Below are 20,875 nucleotides of genomic sequence, written 5' to 3'. Positions count from 1 at the left end.
TGTGACCGTTACCCCTTTCCAAGGTTTACTTAAATATGCATTTCTTCTTGGTCGTTCATTGAAAACCCATCTCTTTTAACATCACCCATATTTACTGAGTTATCTTTTTCTTCAATCATTTTAAGTTTTTTAACAGGTCCATAAGCTTCTTTTAGAGAAAGCTTATCTCCTCTTCCAGAAATAACCCATAACGTTTTATATCCCCTAGGTACCGTGAGAAGCTTATCTTCACCTTTGCCATCCGTAAAATAAACTAACAAATTAGCCTTATTATGATTTGCATATTCAAAAACCGGGCTAAATTTTGTACCTCCTCTGATATTAATCCTATCTCTTATATCCTTAATAGATTTGACATTATAAACACGTCTAATTTCATTATCACATTCGATAATGGTTATTTCATGGTTATAATTTTTCACGATATCCAGTACTTCTTTAATTGCTTGATAAAATTCCCCATCACTAATACTTCCGCTTATGTCTAGGGCAACAACAATTTTTGCTTTATGACTTCTGAGTTCACCTCTTAAGTCCAGTCTATTAGGCTGTCTTCTATTTCTTCTGGTTATAGTCTTCTTTTTATTACTTTCAACAGTTCCCATTAACCTCTTGAGATATAAATTCCAAGGCAATTCGCCTTTGTTATTTCTAAGTAATGATATCATGCCTTCCAAGTAATTGGGCAGATTACCTTTTAGAGAATCATTAATGATCTTCTCCGTAAATTCTTCAAGCGTTTTTCCATCGATATCACTAGATTCTTCCCATACATCATGGGCCTTTTCCGGATTATAGTCTGTTTCGATTTTATCATCTAGATTGCTTTCATCCGCAGACTCATCTTCATCTTCATCGTCCTCATCCGCTTCTAATAGGTCTATCGCAGCTTGAAGCTTTTCCGCGTAATACTCGAAAGGTTTAAAGGGTAAGAGTTCTAAGGAATAATTTAAATTTACCCATTCTAAAGTAATAGCATATGGCGGCAAATTATCTAAAAATGTATTCACCACTATATTCATTGCCATATTAATTGCTAATTTGCTATAACCAGCTTTAAGTTTCTTTGCTCTTATTAAATGAAGAGATATTATATGAAGTATTTCATGTTTAATAGTACTTTCCATTTGTTTTATATTAAGGTTTAAAAATATTAAAGGATTAAAAGATATGACATAGTTAGCTCCCCTAAAATTGAGAGCAGTAGGACTACTTATATCAAATCTTATCTCTCTTGCCATTTGCAGTAAAAAATATCCATAAAAGTTGTCTTTGTTTTCCATAAGACTTAAATTAACATGATCTACAAGTCCGAAAAATTTTTCTTTAAAATCTTTCGGGATATCGATTTTTACCTTATTATCTATACGTTTTGCGTTTAAATATATATCGACAATTTCTTTCGCTTTTTCATCCAGCTCGTTTACTTGATTATCAAAATTAGTTCCCACAGTCTATCACCTAATTAAACTATAAGATTCAAAATATAAATTAACAAAGGCTTCATCATCTATGGCGTATTTGTAAACTTCATTATAGCTATTTTTAATATCTTTCATAATTCCAATCATTAAGTCAACTGGATAAGCTTTTAAAAACTCAATAAGTCTTTCAATATAATAAGTCGAATTAAAATCATGACTTTTCATATTGGATTCTAAGGTTTTAAGAATATTCTTAGCAGTAAGATAAAGTCTTATATGGCTTTCCTTTTTAATTTTTTCAATAATTAGTTCAGAAAGAGAATCCCCTGAAAAAACATCCTTAAAAGATATCAATGAACAATAATCCGATTCAATAAAGGTCACAAACTCTTCAGCAATTAACTTGCCTACATTCCCTCTTATGACATTTAAAAACACAGATCTGGGTATTGAATCTTTACTCTCCTTGTAAATTTTAGTGATTCCTGAAATTCTTTCATAACTTCTCGGAGTTGCCCGTATATCATCTTCGTTTACCTTATGCAGATAATCGGGGAAGGTTGAAATAAACTCTATAACCTTTTGCTCGATTCCAGCTTCTAATGCCCACTCGATCCATTGGTTGTAATCAGGTTCCATATTCAACCAGACAAATCTATTTTCTTGAGCTGCATCCATATCGACGACTTGATAATCAAAATCCGAACCATATTTACTTGAAGGATTCATGGCAGCCAATATTTTTACGCCTTCGGGTAATTCATAGCCATTAATTTCTCGATTCAAAATCAAATTCATAAGTTCCTGCTGCACAGTATGTTCACAACGATTTATCTCATCGATAAATAAAAGAACAGTTTTCCCTTGAGCTATTTCTTCATCAATTTCTCTTAGCTTATGGTGGACGGCATAGACTGTAGTTTTCTTTTCATGATCATCTTTAACACCTATATAAGATTCTATTGTGGGAAGGCCACCTAATTCGCCCTCTTTAAGAAGATTTCCGTTAATAACAATTAAACTCCAATTATTTTCTTTCGCAATTTCCTTGGCTAACGCTGTTTTCCCTATTCCGCTTTCACCCACGATCAGAGGTACTTCTCCAATAGATAAGACTAAGTAAACACTTTTTAGCGTGTCTGAAAAATTCATTATGTCTCCCACCTATATCAGCTTCAATTTTTCATCTACAGTTATTTTTTTCGCCTTTTTGCTTCCATATTTATAAATAAACATAAGTTTGTCCATGGGCAAAATAGCACTATTTTTACCTAGGGTACTACAATTCAAATAATCCCTAACATATTTTTCTTCAACATCTTCATTTGCTAATGCTTCTTTCAACACTTGTTCTACTTCATCACTAGTAATTTCTATCGTAACATATTTAATCACTAAGATATTTACTTTTAAAAACTCGAGCAGTTTATTTTTATCTAAATCATTTACAAATGTAATAGCCTTTTCATTATTTTTAATAGCTATCAGCTCTACATTGTGTGTCGGTGAATTAATATAGCGTAAGGCATCATAACTTATTTTAACAGCTTCCTCTTGTACACTTTCATAAGGCTCTTTAATAAACTTTATGGCATCGTAATTTTTCCTAACAGCTAATAACTGCAATGCCTCGCTTGGATTATGGACATATTTAATAGCCCATCCGGCTTGATTTAAAGCTAATTTTATGAGTTTATCGGTTGGATTTTCAATATATTCTAAGTTAACCCAGCCATCTTCGATAGCTTTTATCATCATATCTTCTGTAGGGTTATTTATAAATTGAATTGCTCGCGGATTATTATCTATTGCTAATTCTTGCATCTCTCTAGAGGGACTGTCGATATATTCTAAGGTAAGCCCATTCCTTTTAACAGCCAAGAGCTTCATCTCATCTGTAGGATTATTTATATAGGCTATGGCATTGGGATTATTCTGCAGCAACTCAAATAGCTTTGTTTCTTCCATAATGTTCGGTTTCCTTCTGTCATTATTTTCTTATTAGTCCATCCTTTCAAAATAACAAACAGCCCAGTGCTTACTGGACTGTTCTGCATATCTTAGCGTTTTACCCACTTTACCACCACAAATCCAGGATTTCCTTCCCTTTTGGCCTCAAGAGAAAGGGCCTCAGATTTAGTTTTAACATTCGGTGGGAAGAATAGACATTCTCCGATTTCGGCAGATACACCAATCTGCCAGGAACGTATTTCCTCTTTGGTATAAAGAGCTGCACGGCTGAAGACAGACGTCGGTTTTTTACGAGCAGCCTCTGCATAGTATTCACTCCAGGCACTCATACCGGCGATAACTCCGATCATTAAACAGCCCCCGGGGTTTAAATGACTAAAAAGTTTTTTTAAGACGTTTTCCGGTTCAGGAACAAACTCAAAAGCAGTCATAGAGAAAATCCCATCGTAGGTTTCAAGTTGATCAAGAATTTCTGTAACATCAGCATGCCACCAGTGAACACGATCAGCTTTTGAGATACTCTCCTCAAGCATTGCTATTTTCTTTTGGGCTAGAGCCATCATTTCACCGGAAACATCAACGGCAGTAATCTCATAACCCTCTTGCACTAGCCAAGTCGTATATTGTCCAGTGCCACAGCCAATCTCCAGAACCTTCGGGCCAGGCGCCTTAAACATAGATTGGGCCAGATTACGTTCGGCTTGATCAGAGAGTGATCCTAACTCAGTATCATACCAGGAATCATAATGTGCAGCAACATGGTCAAATAGTGCTTCGTTCATTCACAATCACCCTTATATTATTTATACAACTATATTAATACTCTGCGTATTGCTTTGTCCTATTCTCCTTCTCCGGTTTCATTTCAATTTGTAAATTTCTACTTTTTACTTGTAAATTCCTCCTGATCACTTTTACAATTAATTTTTCCCCTTCCCTTCTCTCTTAAATTAACATATCTTTGATTATTTGAAAACCAGAGAAGAAATGGAAGGATAATTGATGAGATAAGACAAGGAATTAAAGTACCTGAATCTATTGCTATTCTATGTTCATATGCCACAGGGAAAACAATATTTATGGCCAGGGTGAACAAAGCCATTAAGATTCCGTATTTAACGGTGAAATTAAACATTCCCCTTTGACGTTGTCGTTCCCAATCCTTTATAAAATCTTTATCAAATGAATGTACGAATCTCAGGATACTCTTACTAGCCTTCAAATCAATCAACTACTTTCTACTAAGGACACTTAGTTCTTCCTTAAAAGGTAATCACCTAGTCTCCTCTTCCATGAACCCCCCCTTCCTAAATTTAAGGACTCACTTTATTATAATTCAACATAAATGTAGAAAACAGAACCCTCTAAATAAAAGTTATGTTAAAAGATGAAAATTTTCCTTTTGTCTGGAGATATTAATGTTAAAGCTTAGTTACTAACGGGCAGTAGTAACAGAAACCCTCATCGCGAACGATGAGGGTTTCTGCAAAAAGATTTCGATGCAATTATTAAAGTTCAATTGAAGTTGGTTTTTGTTTTAGTACCATAGAAAGAACCGCCAGATATATAATACCAAGAATAATCCAAATGCCTCCAAGCTTGATAGCGGCTATGTCCATGCCGTATAACACATAAGCGATAACAATAAAACCAATGATCGGTAAAACCAGATGTTTGAAATAATTTTTTGACTTACCACGAATAATGTAGTGGTTAATAACGGAGATATGCAGAAGCAAGAAAGATATCAATGCCCCAAAGTTAACTAAAACAGTTAGATTGGCGATCTGACTTTGGAAGAAAAGGCCAACACCCAGAGAAATTACTGCCACCAAAACAGTGCTAACATAAGGCGTTTGGTATTTCGGATGAACCTTCGAGAGAATCTGCGGCAATTTTTTGTCTCTGGCCATGGAAAAAAGGACACGTGATATGGCAGCTTGAGCTGCAAGAGCATTAGCAATTCCCCATGAAAAGGCGGTAGCAATAATCGTTAGATTCTTCAGCCACGCCCCCCCGGCGGCTCCAGCAATTTGATAGAACGCTGTATCGAGATTATCAAGTTTCATACCCCTGCCTAGATCACTAGCAACCCATGTTTGGATAATAAACAGAAATCCGACAGTTAAAAGGGCCAAAACCGTTGCTTTTCCAACTAACTTATTTCCTGCTTTTTCTCCGCCTTTAACCTCTTCAGAAAGGGTAGAGATCCCGTCAAACCCCAGGAAAGAAAGTACAGCAATTGAAACTGCACTCATTACTGTACTCATACTGAAACTCGCCGGGTCATAGATGGGTTTTAGAGTTAAACCACCATCACCCACACCATTCTTCAAAGCGATAAGACCAACAACAATAAAAATAGCCAAAACGATAAATTCTGCAATTAAAATTATGCGGTTAGCTCCCGCAGTAAATTCAATTCCTCTAACATTAATAATTGTATTAAACCCAATAAAGAGAATCAACCATACCCATATGGGAACCGAAGGAACTAAAGCCCCCAAGGCGGCTGCGCTAACCAGGTAAAGCAGCGATGGAATCAAAATATAATCGAGTAGGATTGACCATCCTGCCATAAAACCAATATATTCATTTATTCCTCTTTGAGCATAAGCATATACAGATCCTGCGATAGGAAAAGCCTCTGACATTCGCGCATAACTAAAAGCCGTAAAAATCATGCCAAACATTCCGATCATGTAAGCAAGGGCAACCATTCCCTTAGAACCATCGGAAACATAACCATAAACCCCAAATGGAGCAATCGGTACCATAAATATCATTCCATAAATAACTAAATCCCAAAAACTTAAGGCTCTCTTAAGTTCTTGCTTATAACCAAATTGTTCAATGGACATACCTTCTACCTCCCTATATAAGCTAAATTGAGCTCATTTCGTGTGGAAAGACACTATTTCGCAAAGTCTCGTCTGTAATTAGTTATTAATTACTTGCATGATCTAAACTTAACTACAGAAAAACTATCAAATAGTAATCCCTAATTGATCCAAATAAGCTGATTTTAATTCAAAACGAACGGTCTTTAAGGGATCGACGACCTGACAAATTTGCAAATTGCCAGTAAGGCTGAGAAGATTAACCGCATCGTAATCGTTTACCCTATGATTCGTCAAAGTTGTCAATAGACCCACAAGTTTACGAGTAGCATTCAAAACTGCTTCATCCAACGTTTTTGCGGACGAAATTACATACACAGAAGATGCAGTTTTGGCAAAAGGTACCGGCAATTGACGATCTTTAATTACAGAAATTGTCACTGTAACTTCTCCGGAGACCTCCAAACCACAAACAGAAACTTCGCCATCCCCCATGACTGCATGTAAATCACCCATCGCCAACAAAGCACCTGGAACGTTAACTGGTAAATAAAGAATTGTACCTTCACCGATGATAGTGCAATCCATGTTTCCGCCGTGTTCCCCCGGGGTACCACAGGCAACGGCATCACCCATCGGAGCAGTCCCAATAACTCCAATCATTGGTTTCAGAGGGATTTCAACTCTATCGTTATAAACAGCTTTATTGTTTCGAATAGGTATTTGGCGAATAACATTTTGCGTTAGTCTGTCTCCAAGCATTCCGAGCTGCGGCCCGGTCAACATAACGCCTTGCTCGGCAATTTTAATTTGTTTGATGTTAACCTCTAAAACGTCGCCTGGTTCGGCATTTTCTACATAGACAGGTCCGGTAGCCGGATTAATCCTATTCCAGTCAAGGGCTTCAAATTGCGTATCAGCTGATTTAATCTGATCTTCAAAGCAGTCACACGTTTCAAAGATCACAGTCGCTCCTTCTTCGACATGTAATACAGGTTTGTTTAATGCAGACATTTCATAAACAATTTGATCGCGTTTAATTCGATACATGATAATCTCCTCCACTAAACTCTAAATTTAAGTGGTCTCTTTTAGTTTAAATCGTGATAAAGAACTAATTTATAACCCAATTGGCTGTCTGATTCTCCGCTTAGAGCTGGCGCCTAACTCCAGGGGAACCAAATGCCAAAAATTATCAGCAACTATTTAATATTAATAAAGATCCAGATATTCTCTATACTCCCAGTCGGTCACTGTCGTTTCATATCGTTTCCATTCAGAAGTTCGCATGAAAATATAATGACTGTAGTACTCTTCTCCCAGTGCTTTACGAAAAAAATCATCTTCCTTTAACGCGTTTATTGCTTCGGCTTGTGAACGAGGTAACTGAATAAAATCTTGCCCATAGGCATCCTGTTTATCTAACGCTGACGGCGGGTCAAGCTTCAGCCTGATACCATCCATCCCAGCTGCCAGCATTGCCGCTAAAGCGATGTATGGATTAGTGTCCGCTCCCGGCAGGCGGTTTTCTAAACGAGTGTTTTCTCCTCGATGATTGGGAATACGGATCATTGCACCGCGATGCTCATAACCCCATGTAACGGTAGTAGGAGCAAAGGTATACGGTTGAAGGCGTTTGTAACTATTAATAGTCGGATTGCATAAAGCACATAACGCTCGCGCATGTTTTATCAATCCGCCAATAAACCATCGGCATATTTGTGACAAACCATCCGGCATAGTAGGATCAGAAAAAAGATTTTGGCCATCATCATTAAACAAAGAGAGATGAGTATGTGCACCGCTTCCACTGGAAGAGGTAATAGGTTTACTCATAAATGTTGCCGTATAACCCTTTCGTTGCAGAAGTTCTTTAATAACCGTCCTGTAATAAAAAGCCATATCAGCAATCTCTAATCCCCAAAACGGCGAGTTGGTTACTTCGAATTGACCTGATCCGTATTCTGTATTAGCAACTTCGGGCCCCGCCCCCATTTCCGTCAATGCAAACATCACAGACGTAATAATATCTTCCACCTTGGCTTGAGTTATCTCCGAAAAACACTGTAATCCACTCCAAGCCGGCTCTAAGGGTAAATTTGTTCGTCCTTCATTAGATAGAAAAACATAAAATTCGTATTCAAAAGCCCCGTATATCCGGTACCCTTCTTGTGCAAAATCGTCTAAAACCCTCCGTAAAACATGTCGGGGCGAAGTAGGGACGGGTTGTCCGTCCGGTAAAAAAATATCGGAAATAACGTGTGCCATGCCAGGTGAAAAGGGAATAATTCCAAATGTAGCTAAATCAGGTTTCAATAACCAACTTGGATATCCGCCATTGAATCCCTCTCCTGCTTCCGGCAGGAGTCTGGCTGAGGTGTCCATAGAAAAAAGCGCAGAAGGATAAGATAAAGAGCCATTCATAACATGTTCCATAAAATACCTTATAGGAACATAACGGGCGCGTTGTATATTGGCAGGATCATGTAAAGTAACTCGTACTGTATGAATTTGTTTTTCCCGCATAAGTTGGGTGATATGATTGCTTAAATCAGAAGTGGTCAAGATTTCACCGTCTTTCACAAGAAATTAATGTAATTCTATATAGAGCATTTTAGAATTTAGTCTAGCCATTTAAACAACTTTAAGTGAACTCGTTCAGCTAAAGCTGAACATCGGAATTTCAGATACAATAATGTCCAGTGGACATTATTGCCGAGCCACCTTTCCCATAGGAATACTTAGCGGCGAAGGAGGACTTTACCCCACCTGAAGTTTACGAAGGGCCCTCCCCACTTATAGAAGTGGGGGTTTAAAAAATCGGATAAAATCACGGCAAAGAATTTTTTATATGTGTTATAGTAATATGCAAAATTGATGCCACAGTAATAGTACATACCAGGTGAACAAAGCAGAGGAATTATACAACAGATGTATGTGCCTCGTAGACAATTCTATAATTACGGTTTAAAATAGAACCGGGTGATGCTTAATGTTGAACCAAGAATTGATTGCTCAGAGTCCAAATTTCGTTGCCCTTCTTGCTCGTGCAAAGAGAATTGCTCTGTTCCCTTCCACAGTCCTGTTAGAGGGCGAAACCGGAGTAGGCAAAGAAGTTGTTGCCAATTGGATTCACCGCAATAGTGAACGTGCCTCTTTTCCATTTATAAAAATTAACTGTGGGGCGATTCCCGAAACTCTCTTGGAATCAGAGCTTTTTGGCTATGAGAAAGGTGCTTTCACCGGAGCGAAAACCGATGGAAATCCCGGTCTTTTTGAGTTAGCCGATAAAGGTACGCTTCTCCTTGATGAGATTGGTGAGTTATCTCTGGCGATGCAAGTCAAATTGCTGAGAGTCTTACATGATCGGGAAATTCGTCGTGTCGGCGGGAGTTGGTCTCGTACAATTGATGTGCGAGTGATTGCAAGCACAAATAAAAATCTAAGATCAATGGTTGATCAACAATTGTTTCGTGAGGATCTTTACTATCGTCTGAATGTTGTATATTTATATGTTCCCCCATTACGCGAGAGAAAAGAAGACATCCTACCGCTATTGAACCACTATCTTCATGAAATCACCGAAGAATTCAGGATCAACAGGCGGTTCTGTAATGAAGCACTTGGTTTACTTTTAAACCACAATTATCCTGGCAATGTACGCGAACTGCGCAACTTAGTTGAAGGGCTTTGTGTAGCTTCAGAATTAGAGCTTATTTCAAAAGATGAAGTTCTGAATCGCTTGCAACAGGGTTTAAGCTCGTCAGAAAACTCGCCTGTATATAAGAGCGAGAGTGGTAACCTCCAGTCTAAATTAGAAGCTACTGAAAAAATAATTATTAAAGAAGCTTTAGAGACAAGTTCAAGCATTCGTTCAGCGGCTAAATTCTTAGAAATCAGCCACGCTACACTTTTACGTCGTATGCAGAAATACGATTTAAAGCCATATAGATTAACAATTGACTAATCTTTACTTATTGATTAAGTCCGTGCCCAAAGAGAGCTTTCTGCATCCTTAGGGATTTATGAATTCTTCGTCATTTAGCCATTCTCTCATTCATAGAAAAATATCCAACAAATAAGTTCTGATCGCATGTGAATTGTTGCTGGACTTCTAAAGTTATATTAAAATTCTGTCGATATCTAAAACAAAGGAGGAGATACATTGGATATTGCAGCAATATCATCAATGCTGAGTCAAAGCAATGTGCAGCAACAGGCAGGAATATCAGTCCTAAAAATGGCTATGGGCGTTGCAGCTTCTAATGGCAATTCCCTTGTTTCTATGTTAAGTGAGGCAACCAAATCCATGGAGTTGTCCGTTCAACCAAATTTAGGGGCTAACATTGACATTCAAGCCTAAGAAATCACTAAGGCCATAAAAACTGGCAAAAGACAAAGAGAGCTTTACAAACTACTTTCTTGAAGTAGAATGATATGCTCTCCTTTGTTTCTTAAGCATTCGAAAGTGAAAAAGTTCAGATTAAATCAGCTGGACGGATACATGCTATATCTTACCTACCAAGTTAAAATCTTTTCTAAGCCCTTGTTGTCCTGGACGCCAGCCGGCCTGAACACCTAACCCAGTCGCTTCTTCGTACTGCAGAGCCTGAATTACTCGGATTATTTCTAATACATTGCGCCCAACTTCAGGGGGATATAGACAGGAATATCTCACTTCCCCACCAGGAGCTATAATAAACGTTGCTCTAAATGTAAACCCTAATTCTTCTCTCAGAACTCCATACTCAAGAGAGATGCGGTGGGTTCTATCAGAGAGTAATGGATACTGTATAGTTCTGGCAGATGGAGAAACTTCAGCAAAAACTTTATGAGAAAAAACACTATCAGTACTAATTGCGAGCACCTTAACTCCTAATTGCTCAAAGAAGTGATGATGGGCAGCCACGGCTCCCAACTCTGTCGGTCAAACAAAGGTAAAATCGCTGGAATAAAAGAACAAAACAACCCAATCTTTTCTATAACTGCTTAATGTAACTGTAGTTCTATTACCTAAGAAATAGGCATCGGCTGAGAAATCGGGGGCAAGCATTGTAGGTTTAATCATTATAGTGCCTCCCTAATCATTTTACTAAAATTACATTACGCAAAAAGGTATGACTTTGACATTAGATCTGAAAGTTTTGAATCCTATAGATTGAAACTTTGCTCTATTTTTGATAGCATGTATTGGTATTTAATCTTCTGAAAAATTAGGGGTTTTAAATTATGATTAAAGAAAAAATTAAAAAGCTCTCGCCATCAATTGATGAATGGCTGAAAGAGGCAAAAGCTGATCGAGCGTCTTCACAGGAAGGAATGTTTTTAGTTCATAATGGCGTTGTGCGCCAAACTCCCAAAGCCAAGGTACGCCATGGAATTGACGATGGTTCAATGGTGACGGGAATGATCTTTACTTATGATGCAGCAAAGGTTGATGCAGCGATTGCCGAAACCTATAAAATGGACGGCATCTTCCATGTCAGGGTTTGGCTTAACGAAGGGCAGCTAGAACTTGGCGACGACATAATGTATGTGCTGATTGGCGGTGACATCAGACCACATGTCGTTGACGCCCTGCAATCCCTCGTTGAAAAGATTAAATGCGAATGTGTTACCGAAATCGAACAAAAAGATTAATTCGCTTTAATTGCAAGTCATTTTTCCTTATAGTATACAAATGGCGCAATGGCTCAATGAGCTCTGCCATTATATAAAGGCGTTCTCACTCCACTATATACTAGTGAAGCGAGAACGCCTTTGGCCATTTGCCAAGAAATTATTTGCCTCTGCTATAGCTTTCTAAAATTACAAGGAATACTACCCTAGTGTTCTTCCTCCGAGAGTATTTCCACATATCCTTCACTACCGTTTACCCGAATCTTCTGTCCGTCCTTTATCAGCGTAGTTGCATTTTCGACACTTACCACTGCTGGAAGGCCATACTCCCTGGCAACGACTGCTCCATGAGTCATCATCCCTCCAACCTCCGTAACCAATCCTTTGATTGATACAAATACCGGCGTCCAGCTGGGGTCGGTAAAAGTAGTAACTAGAATATCTCCCTCCTCGATTTGGGCATCCTCTAATCTGAGTATTACTCTTGCCCTTCCCTCAATAATTCCAGCTGAAACAGGCACCCCAGCCAAAGCACCTTCTGGGACATTACTTGTATCATATTCACCGGAAATAACTTCTCCATCAGAAGTAATAACACGTGGAGGGGTAAGCTTCTTAAAGATCTCATAGTCTTCTTTTCTGTTCTTGATCATTTGATAATCGATTTCGTTCGTTTCTATGACTTGTTTCAATTCCTCAAATCTAAGATAATAGATATCCTCAGTTTCTTCCAGGCGCCCCCGCCGAACTAAAGCTTCCGCCTCTTTCATAAGAACTTGCTTCACAATCCATTCATACCAAACTAGGACATATTTATTGAACTCACGATATCCGGCATAATTGCGAAGAACGCTGATTGCTTTCTTGGTCCTTTTAACTTTCCAGCTGCCACCTGGCAGCTGCTGAAGCCTGTCAATAATATCCTGCTCCTTCTGCTTAGCTTCCTTCAAGCCTTGCTCGAATTTGGCAATATGCTCATTCGGCGGATAAACTTTAATATTGCCAAGGATCAGAGGAGCCAATATAGTAGGCTTCTCATGCCAGCGAGTTCTGCTAATATCTATTTCCGCAGAGCAGCGCATACCGTATTTTTTCAGATACCCTCTTATTGCCTCACTAACCTCAAGCCCACCCTCTAAATTTGCTAGATCCTCAAATAGGCTTTCATTACTCGGGTTTTCCAAATAGCTCATGACGTCCGGGTACTTTCTAACGACATCGGAGACATCCAAAAGTTCAAGGCCCATTTCTGAGGTAACATTATTGGCTACTGATTGGGCAAGAGTATCCGCGGCATTCTTTTCTCCTAACCATTTCTCTATATGCTTATTTAGCCAGTTCGTTGCATAGGCTCCGGCAAAAACAACTCCATAAGTGTCAAAGATTATATCCTTTAATTGAACCATGCTCTGATCAATGAAATCAAAAAGTTCCTTTCCAGAAATCATCTGAGCCTGCTGCTCCAAGTCCATTAAGGCTGCTCTATTACGGGCCATAAAACCTTCCACTATAGCAGGATCATTTTTTCTATAGCATTCTATGGTCTTAAGAAGCCAGCGGGCAATCACTTTGCCTCCCACCATTGGCTTCTTACTTTTAGCGAGATGTTTCATAAAATCTTCTCGTTTGATCACATTGTAAAAGGCTTTCTGCATAAGCACATCGATGGCTGAGAGCCCTTTAACAAAAGATTTTCTCATAAACGGTGATCTCATTTCGTTAGAGACATCGACATATATTCTTCCGCCGGCTTCATACATTGGTGAATCAGTCATCAGTTTAAATAATACCTGAAAAAACGTTATGCTTAGGGGAGACATGGCCTCTGTCATCATCTGTCGGTGACCAAAAGAAAAGAAGACATGGTTCTTATCATTATTCACTTCCGGCACAGGAAACAACGTTGTAATCGGACGGCTTTGGACAATATAGATCTTATCTTCATTTATACACCATTCGATATCCTGAGGACGGCCAAAATGCTTTTCAATTTTCCTGCCCATTTGTTCCAGTTGTAATATCTGCCCTTCTGTCAGTGTTGGCGTATTCTGTCGGCAAATATCAATTTCCCTCTTTTCAGTTCCCCCTTGTTCTAACCCATAGATGGCTAATTTCTTGCTTGAAATCTTCTTATCGATGATCACGCCTTCTTTAATTTTGTAAATATCAGCATTCACTAACCCTGACACTAGTGCTTCACCTAGGCCGAAACTGGCGTCAATAGAAGTGATTCTTCGATTAGCGGTTACAGGGTCTGCCGTAAACATAACCCCTGAAGCCTGTGGAAAAACCATCTTTTGAATAACCACAGAAAGATAGACCTTGCGATGATCAAAGTGGTTTTGCAGGCGGTAAATAACCGCTCTGTCCGTAAAAAGCGAGGCCCAGCACTTGCTTACGTGGCGAAGAATGGCATCTTTTCCTATGATATTTAAATAGGTATCCTGCTGTCCCGCAAAAGAAGCCAGCGGTAAATCTTCGGCAGTCGCACTTGACCGAACGGCGTAAGCATTCTTTTCACCCAACCTTTTAAGGTAAACCATAATCTCTTCGTCTATATCCTGGGGAATTATTATTCCTTCAATTAAATTCCGGATTTTCCCACTTATTTCGCTTACTTTTTCCCGATCCTCCGCTTTAAGAAGAGATAATTCTTCAACCAGACTGATAAACTCCTCATTATTCTCCACGATTCTTCTATAGGCTTCCGTTGTAAGACAAAAACCCTCAGGAACCTGAATTCCTTCAATTCTTGACAGTTCTCCCAGATTTGCCCCTTTGCCTCCAACTATCGTAATCTGTGTTTTATCGATCTCCTCAAAGCTTAGTAACCATGAATTCATAGCTATTCCCTCCCATTTACTACTTTTAGAAATAACTATCCCAAAACTGACCAACAGACAATTTTCACTTACCGATTTTGCACGTATTCCTCTTTATATAAGTTGTTTTTAAGCATATCTAAGCATTCATTAAATTCATTCAACATGACATTAAAATCAAACTCTGACTGATTGGATAGTTGTTTGGTATATCCATCAGCTATCCAGGAAAGCATTTTCATTAAAAGCTTAAGATCAACCTCGTCTTTAAACTTAGAAGTATCCACACCTTCAAACGCTATTTTATTTCTAAAATCGTCTCCGCCAGCTAAAATAGCTTTTATATCATCTTTAACTTCTTCATCATTTTCAAAGTACATACTCGCTAAAAAAGAGGGTATCGCAGCGTGCTTTTTCATAACGGAAACTTCAATTTGTGATGACATTTTAATTCTGTCAAAAAAATCAGTAATGCTATTATCGAACTTTTCATTAACTTCATTCATCATGATAGAGCCGCACAAATTAATCAGATAGAGATACAAAGCCTTTTTGGTGCCAAAGTAATGAAATACCATAGCTTTGGAAATACCTGCTGCAGCAGCAATATCACTAACAGAGGCTTTTTTATAGCCATTAGAGCCAAACATTCTAAGTGCAGCATCAATGATGATATTTTGTTTCTCTTGAGGTAAACTTAAAAATTTCTCCAAAATCTCACCCCCAAAGTTTTTCGACCGAATCGGTTGAAGCAAGTATATCTCTTTAAACCGATTCGGTCAAGAGTATTCCCTATGACCTGAAAAATAAATTCCCTCACAGAAAATACAAAAAGCCAGTTCCTCCACTTTGAGGAAACCAGCTTTTTGTTATTTAAACGTATACCCTATAAAAATGAAATGACTATTACACGGATTATTACACATCTTGCCAATATGGGAAATTTCAATGAGTTAACCTATCAACTTCTCCATCCATAATATAAGGCAAAAATTGCTGTATCTTATCAAAAGACCAATTCCACCATTTTATTTGCTGCATTTTTTTAATTGTTTCTATATCAAAACGTTTTTTAATTTCTTTTGCGGGAATACCACCGACAATTGTATATGGAGGTATATCCTTTGTTACAACCGCTCTTGTTCCGATGATTGCACCATCACCTATATTAACCCCGGATAAAATAACTGCTTCGTATCCTATCCAAACATCATTACCAATTACGATATCGCCCTTGTTATCCCATGCGGATGTAACATGTTTTTTATCCAGATTCCATTCCTCAAAGAATAATGGAAATGGATAGGTGGAAAGTGATTTAAGAGTATGATTGGCACTGGTAAAAAGAAACTTTGCTCCGCAAGCTATTGAACAAAATTTGCCAATAATCAATCTGTCTTTATTAATGGGATAGTGATATAGCACATTATTTCTTTCAAATTGCGTGGGGTCAGAAGCAAAATCATTATACATTGTGTAATCGCCAACGATGATATTGGGATTTGTGATTACACTTTTTAGATAAACTGTTTTAAAGTCATTAGTCCGCGGGTATATTTTTTCATCTGGAATAGTCATAAAATCCTCCTTAGCCTTGATCTTTATTTAACTATTCCAGTAATTACAATGCAATTTTTCACTTTATCACCAACTTTCTAACTTCAAACTTGTTATTGTTTTAAATATGCCCGTAAAATTGATTCAACTACCTTATCCACTTCAGATTCCTGACCTGTCATATAAATGATACATTCCAAACCATTTCGGGGAACTGTAAACTTAGCAGCAGGCAAATTCTGATCATAGTTCTTTTTACGCAGCAGAACTTTAGTTGCGCCAATTTGTTTCGTATCAAAATCAGAGCCTGGCGTTAACAAGGGAGTGGATTTTCCGAAGGGGTGGTCCCCTTTACCTATCTCAACACTTAAATTTGAGGCTCCTGCTGTATATAACAATGACAAGACTTCCGACCTTACATCCCCTTCAATTTTTATACTAGAAGATTCGACCTGGAATTTAAACCCCTGTGGAATGGCGATATCTCCAGCTTGAGGAGTTTTAAAACTTAACCCCTCGGGAGCCGTAGGACCTGTTTTATCAATATAAAAGTTTGAAGGAGGACTATTCACGGGAACAGCTAAACTTTCGCAGATTTTCTTTAAGTCATCGAGCGAAATACCCCCATCATGTCGGGTACCAGCCGTATACTCAATACCATTCTTTATGAATTGAATAGCATTGGCATTGGCATTTTCACTCTCATACAGTGTTGCTGGCACATCACCAATTTTGATTTGCGTTTTTGTTCCTTGATCCATACCAGCAAAATAGAGAGGAGTCATCCCTTTTGGGTTTGTTGTCTCGTGAATCATAAAAAACTTCTCGCCGCCGCCATATCTAGCTAAGTAACGGCTAACATTATTGCTTGGAGGAGAAATTTCCTTATAGGCTGACGAATCTGTAAACAGGGATCCTGCAGTGTAACTAGGAAGTAAGGGGGTAAAAGAAAGGGACTTATTGTAATCAAAGCTTCCATCCATTACAGGAGATGACCGATTTAACTGAACCGGTTGTTTCTGGGTGTTAGCTCCCACTACAGGAGTGCTGTTTGATAGTGAGGTGGAACACCCGACCAAGCCTAAACTAATGAATAAAACGACCGCTGTACATTTCCATTTCAACGTGGGTTTATGAAAAGACTTAATCATTTTGATTCTCCTCTTAATTTGTTGATGGTTTTTATTCCCTAAAAAACCTGTAGTTCCTGGAAACTGTGAAGATTGTGCAGATGTAACTAAACTGATAATAGAAAAGCCATAACTTTGATACTCTTCCGGCTTCAAAAGGCTTAGTGTATCGACATCGCAAGCTAACTCACAGTCTTCACGCATTTTGGCAAAGGAATACCAAATTAAGGGGTTAAACCAATGGGCAATCTGGGCAGCAACGGAAAGCCAATTAATAAGTATATCTTTTCTTTTATAATGAACTAATTCATGGATGAAAATATGTCTTAAATTTTCTTCTGTCAGTCGATTTACCAGGGATTTTGGAAGAAGCAGTTTGGAACCGAATATTCCGTATAGACATGGTACTTCAATCTTATTCGTGATAATTATTGGCAGATTATTTCTAAGGCCTAGTTTACAGGTACACTCTTCCATAAGTTCGGACATCCTTACGTCAGGTGCGGATAGCTCTCGCCTCACTTGAAAATAAAATGCTAAGTTGTAAACAACTACACTAATAGCTAGAACTATAACTCCAACTAACCATACAATTGCTAATATCTTGCCATACGATAGATCTTTTAAGATAGATTCTTCTGCTTTGGTATTGCTTTGCTTGTTGATGCTAGACTGCCCCTTGGTTAACAGAACATCTTTATCGGATACATCGTTGATTTGATAAATGCTATCATTTGTCATAAGATTGACATTTTTAGCCATAGAAATTGAAATCGAATTGGGCATTAAACCATAAACGCTCCAAGGACTTTGAATATTGTAAGGTATAAGTAAGCGAAAAATTAACAGCATCCAAATCGCATATCGCCATTTTGCTTCAAGTTTATTCCTCAGTGCAAAGTTTACCAGTAAAATTAGAACTGCCATTATACTCGCCATAACAGACGTTTTAATAATCCAATGGAAAACTAACTCTAGTTCCACTAACATCACCCCGCTCGGATTATTTATGTTCTAATAGTTTCTTGAGTTCCTCTATTTCTTCAATCGACAACTCTTCGTTTTCTATAAAATTTTTCACGAATAGATTAAGAGAACCATTAAAAACACGACCTAAGAATGATTTCGATTCTTCCTTAGCACATTCATCTTCAGAAACTAAAGGATAATATGAATATCCTCGGCGTGCAATGTCATAAGATAAGGCTTTTTTGGCAACTAACCGACTAAGTAAGGTCTTAATTGTTTTAGGTTTCCAATCAGTTGTCCCATTCAGTTTTTTAATGATATCGCAGGAACCCAGAGGAGACTCCTCCCAAAGTACTTTCATTACCAACCATTCAGCATCGGTTATTTGCGGAATGTTCTTCAATTTCTCCACCACCTACATTTGTAATCCAATTATAAGTATAGCCTACAATTGTAGGCGTTAATTGTCAAGCTTTTGGGAACACATGTCGGTAAATTTTATTTGTTAGTATAATGACTTAAATTTATCTCCAAATTCTTTTTTTCACAAAAGTACTATTTGCCAAAATTATACACAGACGAACTTATCAACAGAAAAAGTCGTATCTTTTGCAGCATGAATATAACTCTGATATCTGGTCTATTGATCTTCAAAACGATCGGACTACTGCCGTTTAATATAACTATAATTGGTAAGCTTATAGTCAAATCCCGGTTCAACTTTCTTTAAGTTAAACCGGGATCTGTTTGCTGGGCATTATTACATTATTGTTTTACGTTACTTAGCTAACTCATAAATTGCGTGAGCATAGATCTTGGCATTAAGCACTAAATGTTCTATCTTAATATATTCATTAGCTTGATGGTCAAGATCCTCTTCACCAGGCATTATTGGCCCAAAGGCGACAATATTAGGCATTTCTTTGGCATAAGTACCGCCGCCAATGGCTAATAACGTGGCCTCCTTGCCGGTCTGTTCCGTATAAACTTTTTGCAAAGATTTAATTAAGGGGTGATCAACTGAAAAATACAAAGGCTGTTGATGCAGATTAAGTTCAACCTGAATTTCTGTTCCCTCAAGGCGTTTATAGATTAGATCCATCATATCCTCTAAGCAAAAGGTCACCGGATAACGCAAATTCAAACCCAAACGTACTTCGTTATCCTCTAAAGAAATAATCCCAACATTGAAAGACAGCTTTCCGGACTCCTTGTCCTCAAGGTCAACCCCAAATGATTTTCCGTCCGTCTCCATCCCAACATACTTATTTAAGAAGGCAATAAATTGGGCAGTGTCATTATCACCCAGCGGCAATTTCCCTAACAATTGCATCATTTGCATGATAGCATTTTTACCCAACTGAGGCAGGCTGCCATGAGCCGAAACACCCTTCGACTTAATAACCACTCCCTTATCTTGTGGTTCTGCAAAGACAGCATAACCAGTACTGCCTGCAAATTCTTCAATGGTTTTAATAAGTTTTGCTGAATCCTTCGCCACAACTTGAGCCTCACAGTAATCAGGTACCATATTCGCTCGTTGTCCGCCCTTGATAGTCTTGATTACAACGTCACCCTCATGGTTTGCCTCCAGCTTTCTCACCAAGTCAAAAAAAGTAATCCCTTTTTCGGCATAGATAATTGGATATTCAGCATCAGGGGTAAAACCGGAGACCGGTGCTTTTTCCCTGCCGAGATAATACTCCATTTCCTGACAACCGCTTTCTTCATTTGTGCCAAATATTACTCTAACCCTATGCTTCAGTGGAAGCTGGAGATCCTTGATAGCTTTAAGGCCATAAAGAGCAGCTATTATTGGTGCTTTATCATCCATAGTTCCTCGACCATAAATTTTCCCGTCATGAATCTCCGCGGCATAAGGAGGATAAAGCCAGCCATCGCCTTCAGGCACTACATCAAGATGTCCGAGGATACCGACGTAATCTTCACCTTCTCCGTACTCGGCATAACCGATGTAACCATCCAAATTAACGGTTCTAAATCCCATTTTCTCAGCAATTGCCAGCGCCTTATTAAGGGCATCGTCTACGTCAGCACCGAAGGGTTTACCTTCCTGTGCTTCACCCTGGACACTTCTAATACGAACAAGTTCCTGAACAGATTGAATCAGATCATTTTTATCTTGTTCTATTTGTTTGTTTAGTTCCATCTTTAATCCCCCTGTAGCTGCGGACCTCTCTTAAACAAGATCCAGCCTTTTTTATTAAGATAGTTCAAATAGGCAATTAGTCTTTGATACTTGGGATCAAACTCAGTCCCAAAGAGTTTTTGCAGTTTTTGTCCGATCTCGAACACCGTACACTTACCATCAATAAAGGACCAAACCTGTGAGCCTACTTCATCCAATTCAACATCACTAATATACGGCTTTTTTACCAACCAGCGAGCAAACCTCTCAATCAGTTTATCATGTTCAAAGAAGAGAAACACTTTTCCATTTCTTGATTCCCATTCCTGGTGTTGTTTCCATGGGATGTAACATAGATAATTATCTTCTCTGTTTTTCTTCTTAATCATAGATA

The 20,875-nt window shown here is 38.3% G+C and carries 19 protein-coding genes; 3 read left to right on the top strand and 16 right to left on the bottom strand.

Annotated features, from left to right (window positions below):
- Positions 1-29: 29 nt before the first annotated feature.
- From ACPUYX_RS06085 to ACPUYX_RS06050, 8 genes are all read right to left on the bottom strand, one after another.
- Positions 30-1,451 carry a VWA-like domain-containing protein gene (locus tag ACPUYX_RS06085; protein WP_426378811.1) on the bottom strand — a complete coding sequence of 474 codons (1,422 nt, stop codon included), beginning with the start codon at positions 1,449-1,451 and terminating at the stop codon, positions 30-32.
- A gap of 6 nt (positions 1,452-1,457) precedes the next feature.
- The gene (locus ACPUYX_RS06080) at positions 1,458-2,576 is read right to left on the bottom strand and encodes an ATP-binding protein (protein WP_426378810.1); all 1,119 of its coding nucleotides are present in this window, start codon (positions 2,574-2,576) and stop codon (positions 1,458-1,460) included.
- A 12-nt stretch (positions 2,577-2,588) separates the two neighbouring features.
- Positions 2,589-3,392 (bottom strand): hypothetical protein, encoded by an 804-nt coding sequence (locus tag ACPUYX_RS06075; RefSeq protein WP_426378809.1) that lies wholly within the window; start codon positions 3,390-3,392, stop codon positions 2,589-2,591.
- A 92-nt stretch (positions 3,393-3,484) separates the two neighbouring features.
- Entirely contained in the window at positions 3,485-4,177 is a 693-nt protein-coding gene (locus ACPUYX_RS06070) for a class I SAM-dependent methyltransferase (protein ID WP_426378808.1), read from the bottom strand.
- 98 nt (positions 4,178-4,275) lie between these two features.
- Complete coding sequence (locus ACPUYX_RS06065) at positions 4,276-4,530, bottom strand: hypothetical protein (protein ID WP_426378807.1); 255 nt, start codon at positions 4,528-4,530, stop codon at positions 4,276-4,278.
- A 373-nt stretch (positions 4,531-4,903) separates the two neighbouring features.
- Positions 4,904-6,256, bottom strand: coding sequence for an APC family permease (locus ACPUYX_RS06060; protein ID WP_088226822.1), 1,353 nt, complete (start codon positions 6,254-6,256; stop codon positions 4,904-4,906).
- Positions 6,257-6,382: 126 nt separating this feature from the next.
- Positions 6,383-7,285 (bottom strand): acetamidase/formamidase family protein, encoded by a 903-nt coding sequence (locus tag ACPUYX_RS06055; protein WP_088226821.1) that lies wholly within the window; start codon positions 7,283-7,285, stop codon positions 6,383-6,385.
- Between the two features lie 162 nt (positions 7,286-7,447).
- A complete protein-coding gene (locus tag ACPUYX_RS06050; protein ID WP_426378806.1) occupies positions 7,448-8,800 on the bottom strand; it encodes a glutamine synthetase family protein in 1,353 nt (450 codons plus the stop codon).
- A gap of 427 nt (positions 8,801-9,227) precedes the next feature.
- Between ACPUYX_RS06050 and ACPUYX_RS06045 the strand changes: the two genes are divergently transcribed.
- On the top strand, positions 9,228-10,202 hold the full coding sequence (locus ACPUYX_RS06045) for a sigma-54 interaction domain-containing protein (protein WP_426378805.1): 975 nt from the start codon (positions 9,228-9,230) through the stop codon (positions 10,200-10,202).
- Positions 10,203-10,400: 198 nt separating this feature from the next.
- The gene (locus ACPUYX_RS06040) at positions 10,401-10,598 is read left to right on the top strand and encodes a YjfB family protein (RefSeq protein WP_426378804.1); all 198 of its coding nucleotides are present in this window, start codon (positions 10,401-10,403) and stop codon (positions 10,596-10,598) included.
- 144 nt (positions 10,599-10,742) lie between these two features.
- On the opposite strand, the gene ACPUYX_RS06035 is transcribed toward ACPUYX_RS06040, so the two are convergent.
- On the bottom strand, positions 10,743-11,288 hold the full coding sequence (locus ACPUYX_RS06035; RefSeq protein WP_426378915.1) for a peroxiredoxin: 546 nt from the start codon (positions 11,286-11,288) through the stop codon (positions 10,743-10,745).
- Between the two features lie 176 nt (positions 11,289-11,464).
- Here ACPUYX_RS06035 and ACPUYX_RS06030 point away from each other — a divergent pair, with 176 nt between their 5' ends.
- Positions 11,465-11,875 carry a molybdenum cofactor biosynthesis protein MoaE gene (locus ACPUYX_RS06030; RefSeq protein ID WP_426378803.1) on the top strand — a complete coding sequence of 137 codons (411 nt, stop codon included), beginning with the start codon at positions 11,465-11,467 and terminating at the stop codon, positions 11,873-11,875.
- A gap of 185 nt (positions 11,876-12,060) precedes the next feature.
- Here the strand turns inward: ACPUYX_RS06030 and ppsA are convergent, their stop codons facing one another.
- The 7 genes from ppsA to ACPUYX_RS05995 form a co-directional block, all read right to left on the bottom strand.
- Positions 12,061-14,697, bottom strand: a complete 2,637-nt coding sequence (ppsA, locus tag ACPUYX_RS06025; protein ID WP_426378802.1) for a phosphoenolpyruvate synthase — start codon at positions 14,695-14,697, stop codon at positions 12,061-12,063.
- A gap of 68 nt (positions 14,698-14,765) precedes the next feature.
- Complete coding sequence (locus ACPUYX_RS06020; protein WP_426378801.1) at positions 14,766-15,389, bottom strand: TetR/AcrR family transcriptional regulator; 624 nt, start codon at positions 15,387-15,389, stop codon at positions 14,766-14,768.
- Between the two features lie 232 nt (positions 15,390-15,621).
- A complete protein-coding gene (locus ACPUYX_RS06015) occupies positions 15,622-16,254 on the bottom strand; it encodes a CatB-related O-acetyltransferase (protein WP_426378800.1) in 633 nt (210 codons plus the stop codon).
- A gap of 92 nt (positions 16,255-16,346) precedes the next feature.
- Positions 16,347-18,347 (bottom strand): M56 family metallopeptidase, encoded by a 2,001-nt coding sequence (locus ACPUYX_RS06010; RefSeq protein ID WP_426378798.1) that lies wholly within the window; start codon positions 18,345-18,347, stop codon positions 16,347-16,349.
- A gap of 19 nt (positions 18,348-18,366) precedes the next feature.
- Entirely contained in the window at positions 18,367-18,744 is a 378-nt protein-coding gene (locus ACPUYX_RS06005; protein WP_426378914.1) for a BlaI/MecI/CopY family transcriptional regulator, read from the bottom strand.
- Between the two features lie 366 nt (positions 18,745-19,110).
- Complete coding sequence (pepV, locus tag ACPUYX_RS06000; protein ID WP_426378797.1) at positions 19,111-20,502, bottom strand: dipeptidase PepV; 1,392 nt, start codon at positions 20,500-20,502, stop codon at positions 19,111-19,113.
- A gap of 2 nt (positions 20,503-20,504) precedes the next feature.
- Entirely contained in the window at positions 20,505-20,870 is a 366-nt protein-coding gene (locus ACPUYX_RS05995; protein WP_426378796.1) for a PqqD family protein, read from the bottom strand.
- Between the last annotated feature and the right edge of the window lie 5 nt (positions 20,871-20,875).

The sequence above is a fragment of the Desulfosporosinus sp. SYSU MS00001 genome, assembly GCF_049943955.1.
Lineage (GTDB): Bacteria > Bacillota > Desulfitobacteriia > Desulfitobacteriales > Desulfitobacteriaceae > Desulfosporosinus.
The sequence above is the reverse complement of the archived record's forward strand: the minus strand, read 5'-3'. Positions and strand labels throughout refer to the sequence as shown.

Excerpts from the sequence above, each read along its gene's own strand:
- ACPUYX_RS06080 (WP_426378810.1), bottom strand. The coding sequence starts at position 2,576 with ATGAATTTTTCAGACACGCTAAAAAGTGTTTACTTAGTCTTATCTATT.
- ACPUYX_RS06075 (WP_426378809.1), bottom strand. The coding sequence starts at position 3,392 with ATGGAAGAAACAAAGCTATTTGAGTTGCTGCAGAATAATCCCAATGCC.
- ACPUYX_RS06070 (WP_426378808.1), bottom strand. The coding sequence starts at position 4,177 with ATGAACGAAGCACTATTTGACCATGTTGCTGCACATTATGATTCCTGG.
- ACPUYX_RS06065 (WP_426378807.1), bottom strand. The coding sequence starts at position 4,530 with ATGTTTAATTTCACCGTTAAATACGGAATCTTAATGGCTTTGTTCACC.
- ACPUYX_RS06060 (WP_088226822.1), bottom strand. The coding sequence starts at position 6,256 with ATGTCCATTGAACAATTTGGTTATAAGCAAGAACTTAAGAGAGCCTTA.
- ACPUYX_RS06055 (WP_088226821.1), bottom strand. The coding sequence starts at position 7,285 with ATGTATCGAATTAAACGCGATCAAATTGTTTATGAAATGTCTGCATTA.
- ACPUYX_RS06045 (WP_426378805.1), top strand. The coding sequence starts at position 9,228 with ATGTTGAACCAAGAATTGATTGCTCAGAGTCCAAATTTCGTTGCCCTT.
- ACPUYX_RS06030 (WP_426378803.1), top strand. The coding sequence starts at position 11,465 with ATGATTAAAGAAAAAATTAAAAAGCTCTCGCCATCAATTGATGAATGG.
- ppsA (WP_426378802.1), bottom strand. The coding sequence starts at position 14,697 with ATGAATTCATGGTTACTAAGCTTTGAGGAGATCGATAAAACACAGATT.
- ACPUYX_RS06015 (WP_426378800.1), bottom strand. The coding sequence starts at position 16,254 with ATGACTATTCCAGATGAAAAAATATACCCGCGGACTAATGACTTTAAA.
- pepV (WP_426378797.1), bottom strand. The coding sequence starts at position 20,502 with ATGGAACTAAACAAACAAATAGAACAAGATAAAAATGATCTGATTCAA.
- ACPUYX_RS05995 (WP_426378796.1), bottom strand. The coding sequence starts at position 20,870 with ATGATTAAGAAGAAAAACAGAGAAGATAATTATCTATGTTACATCCCA.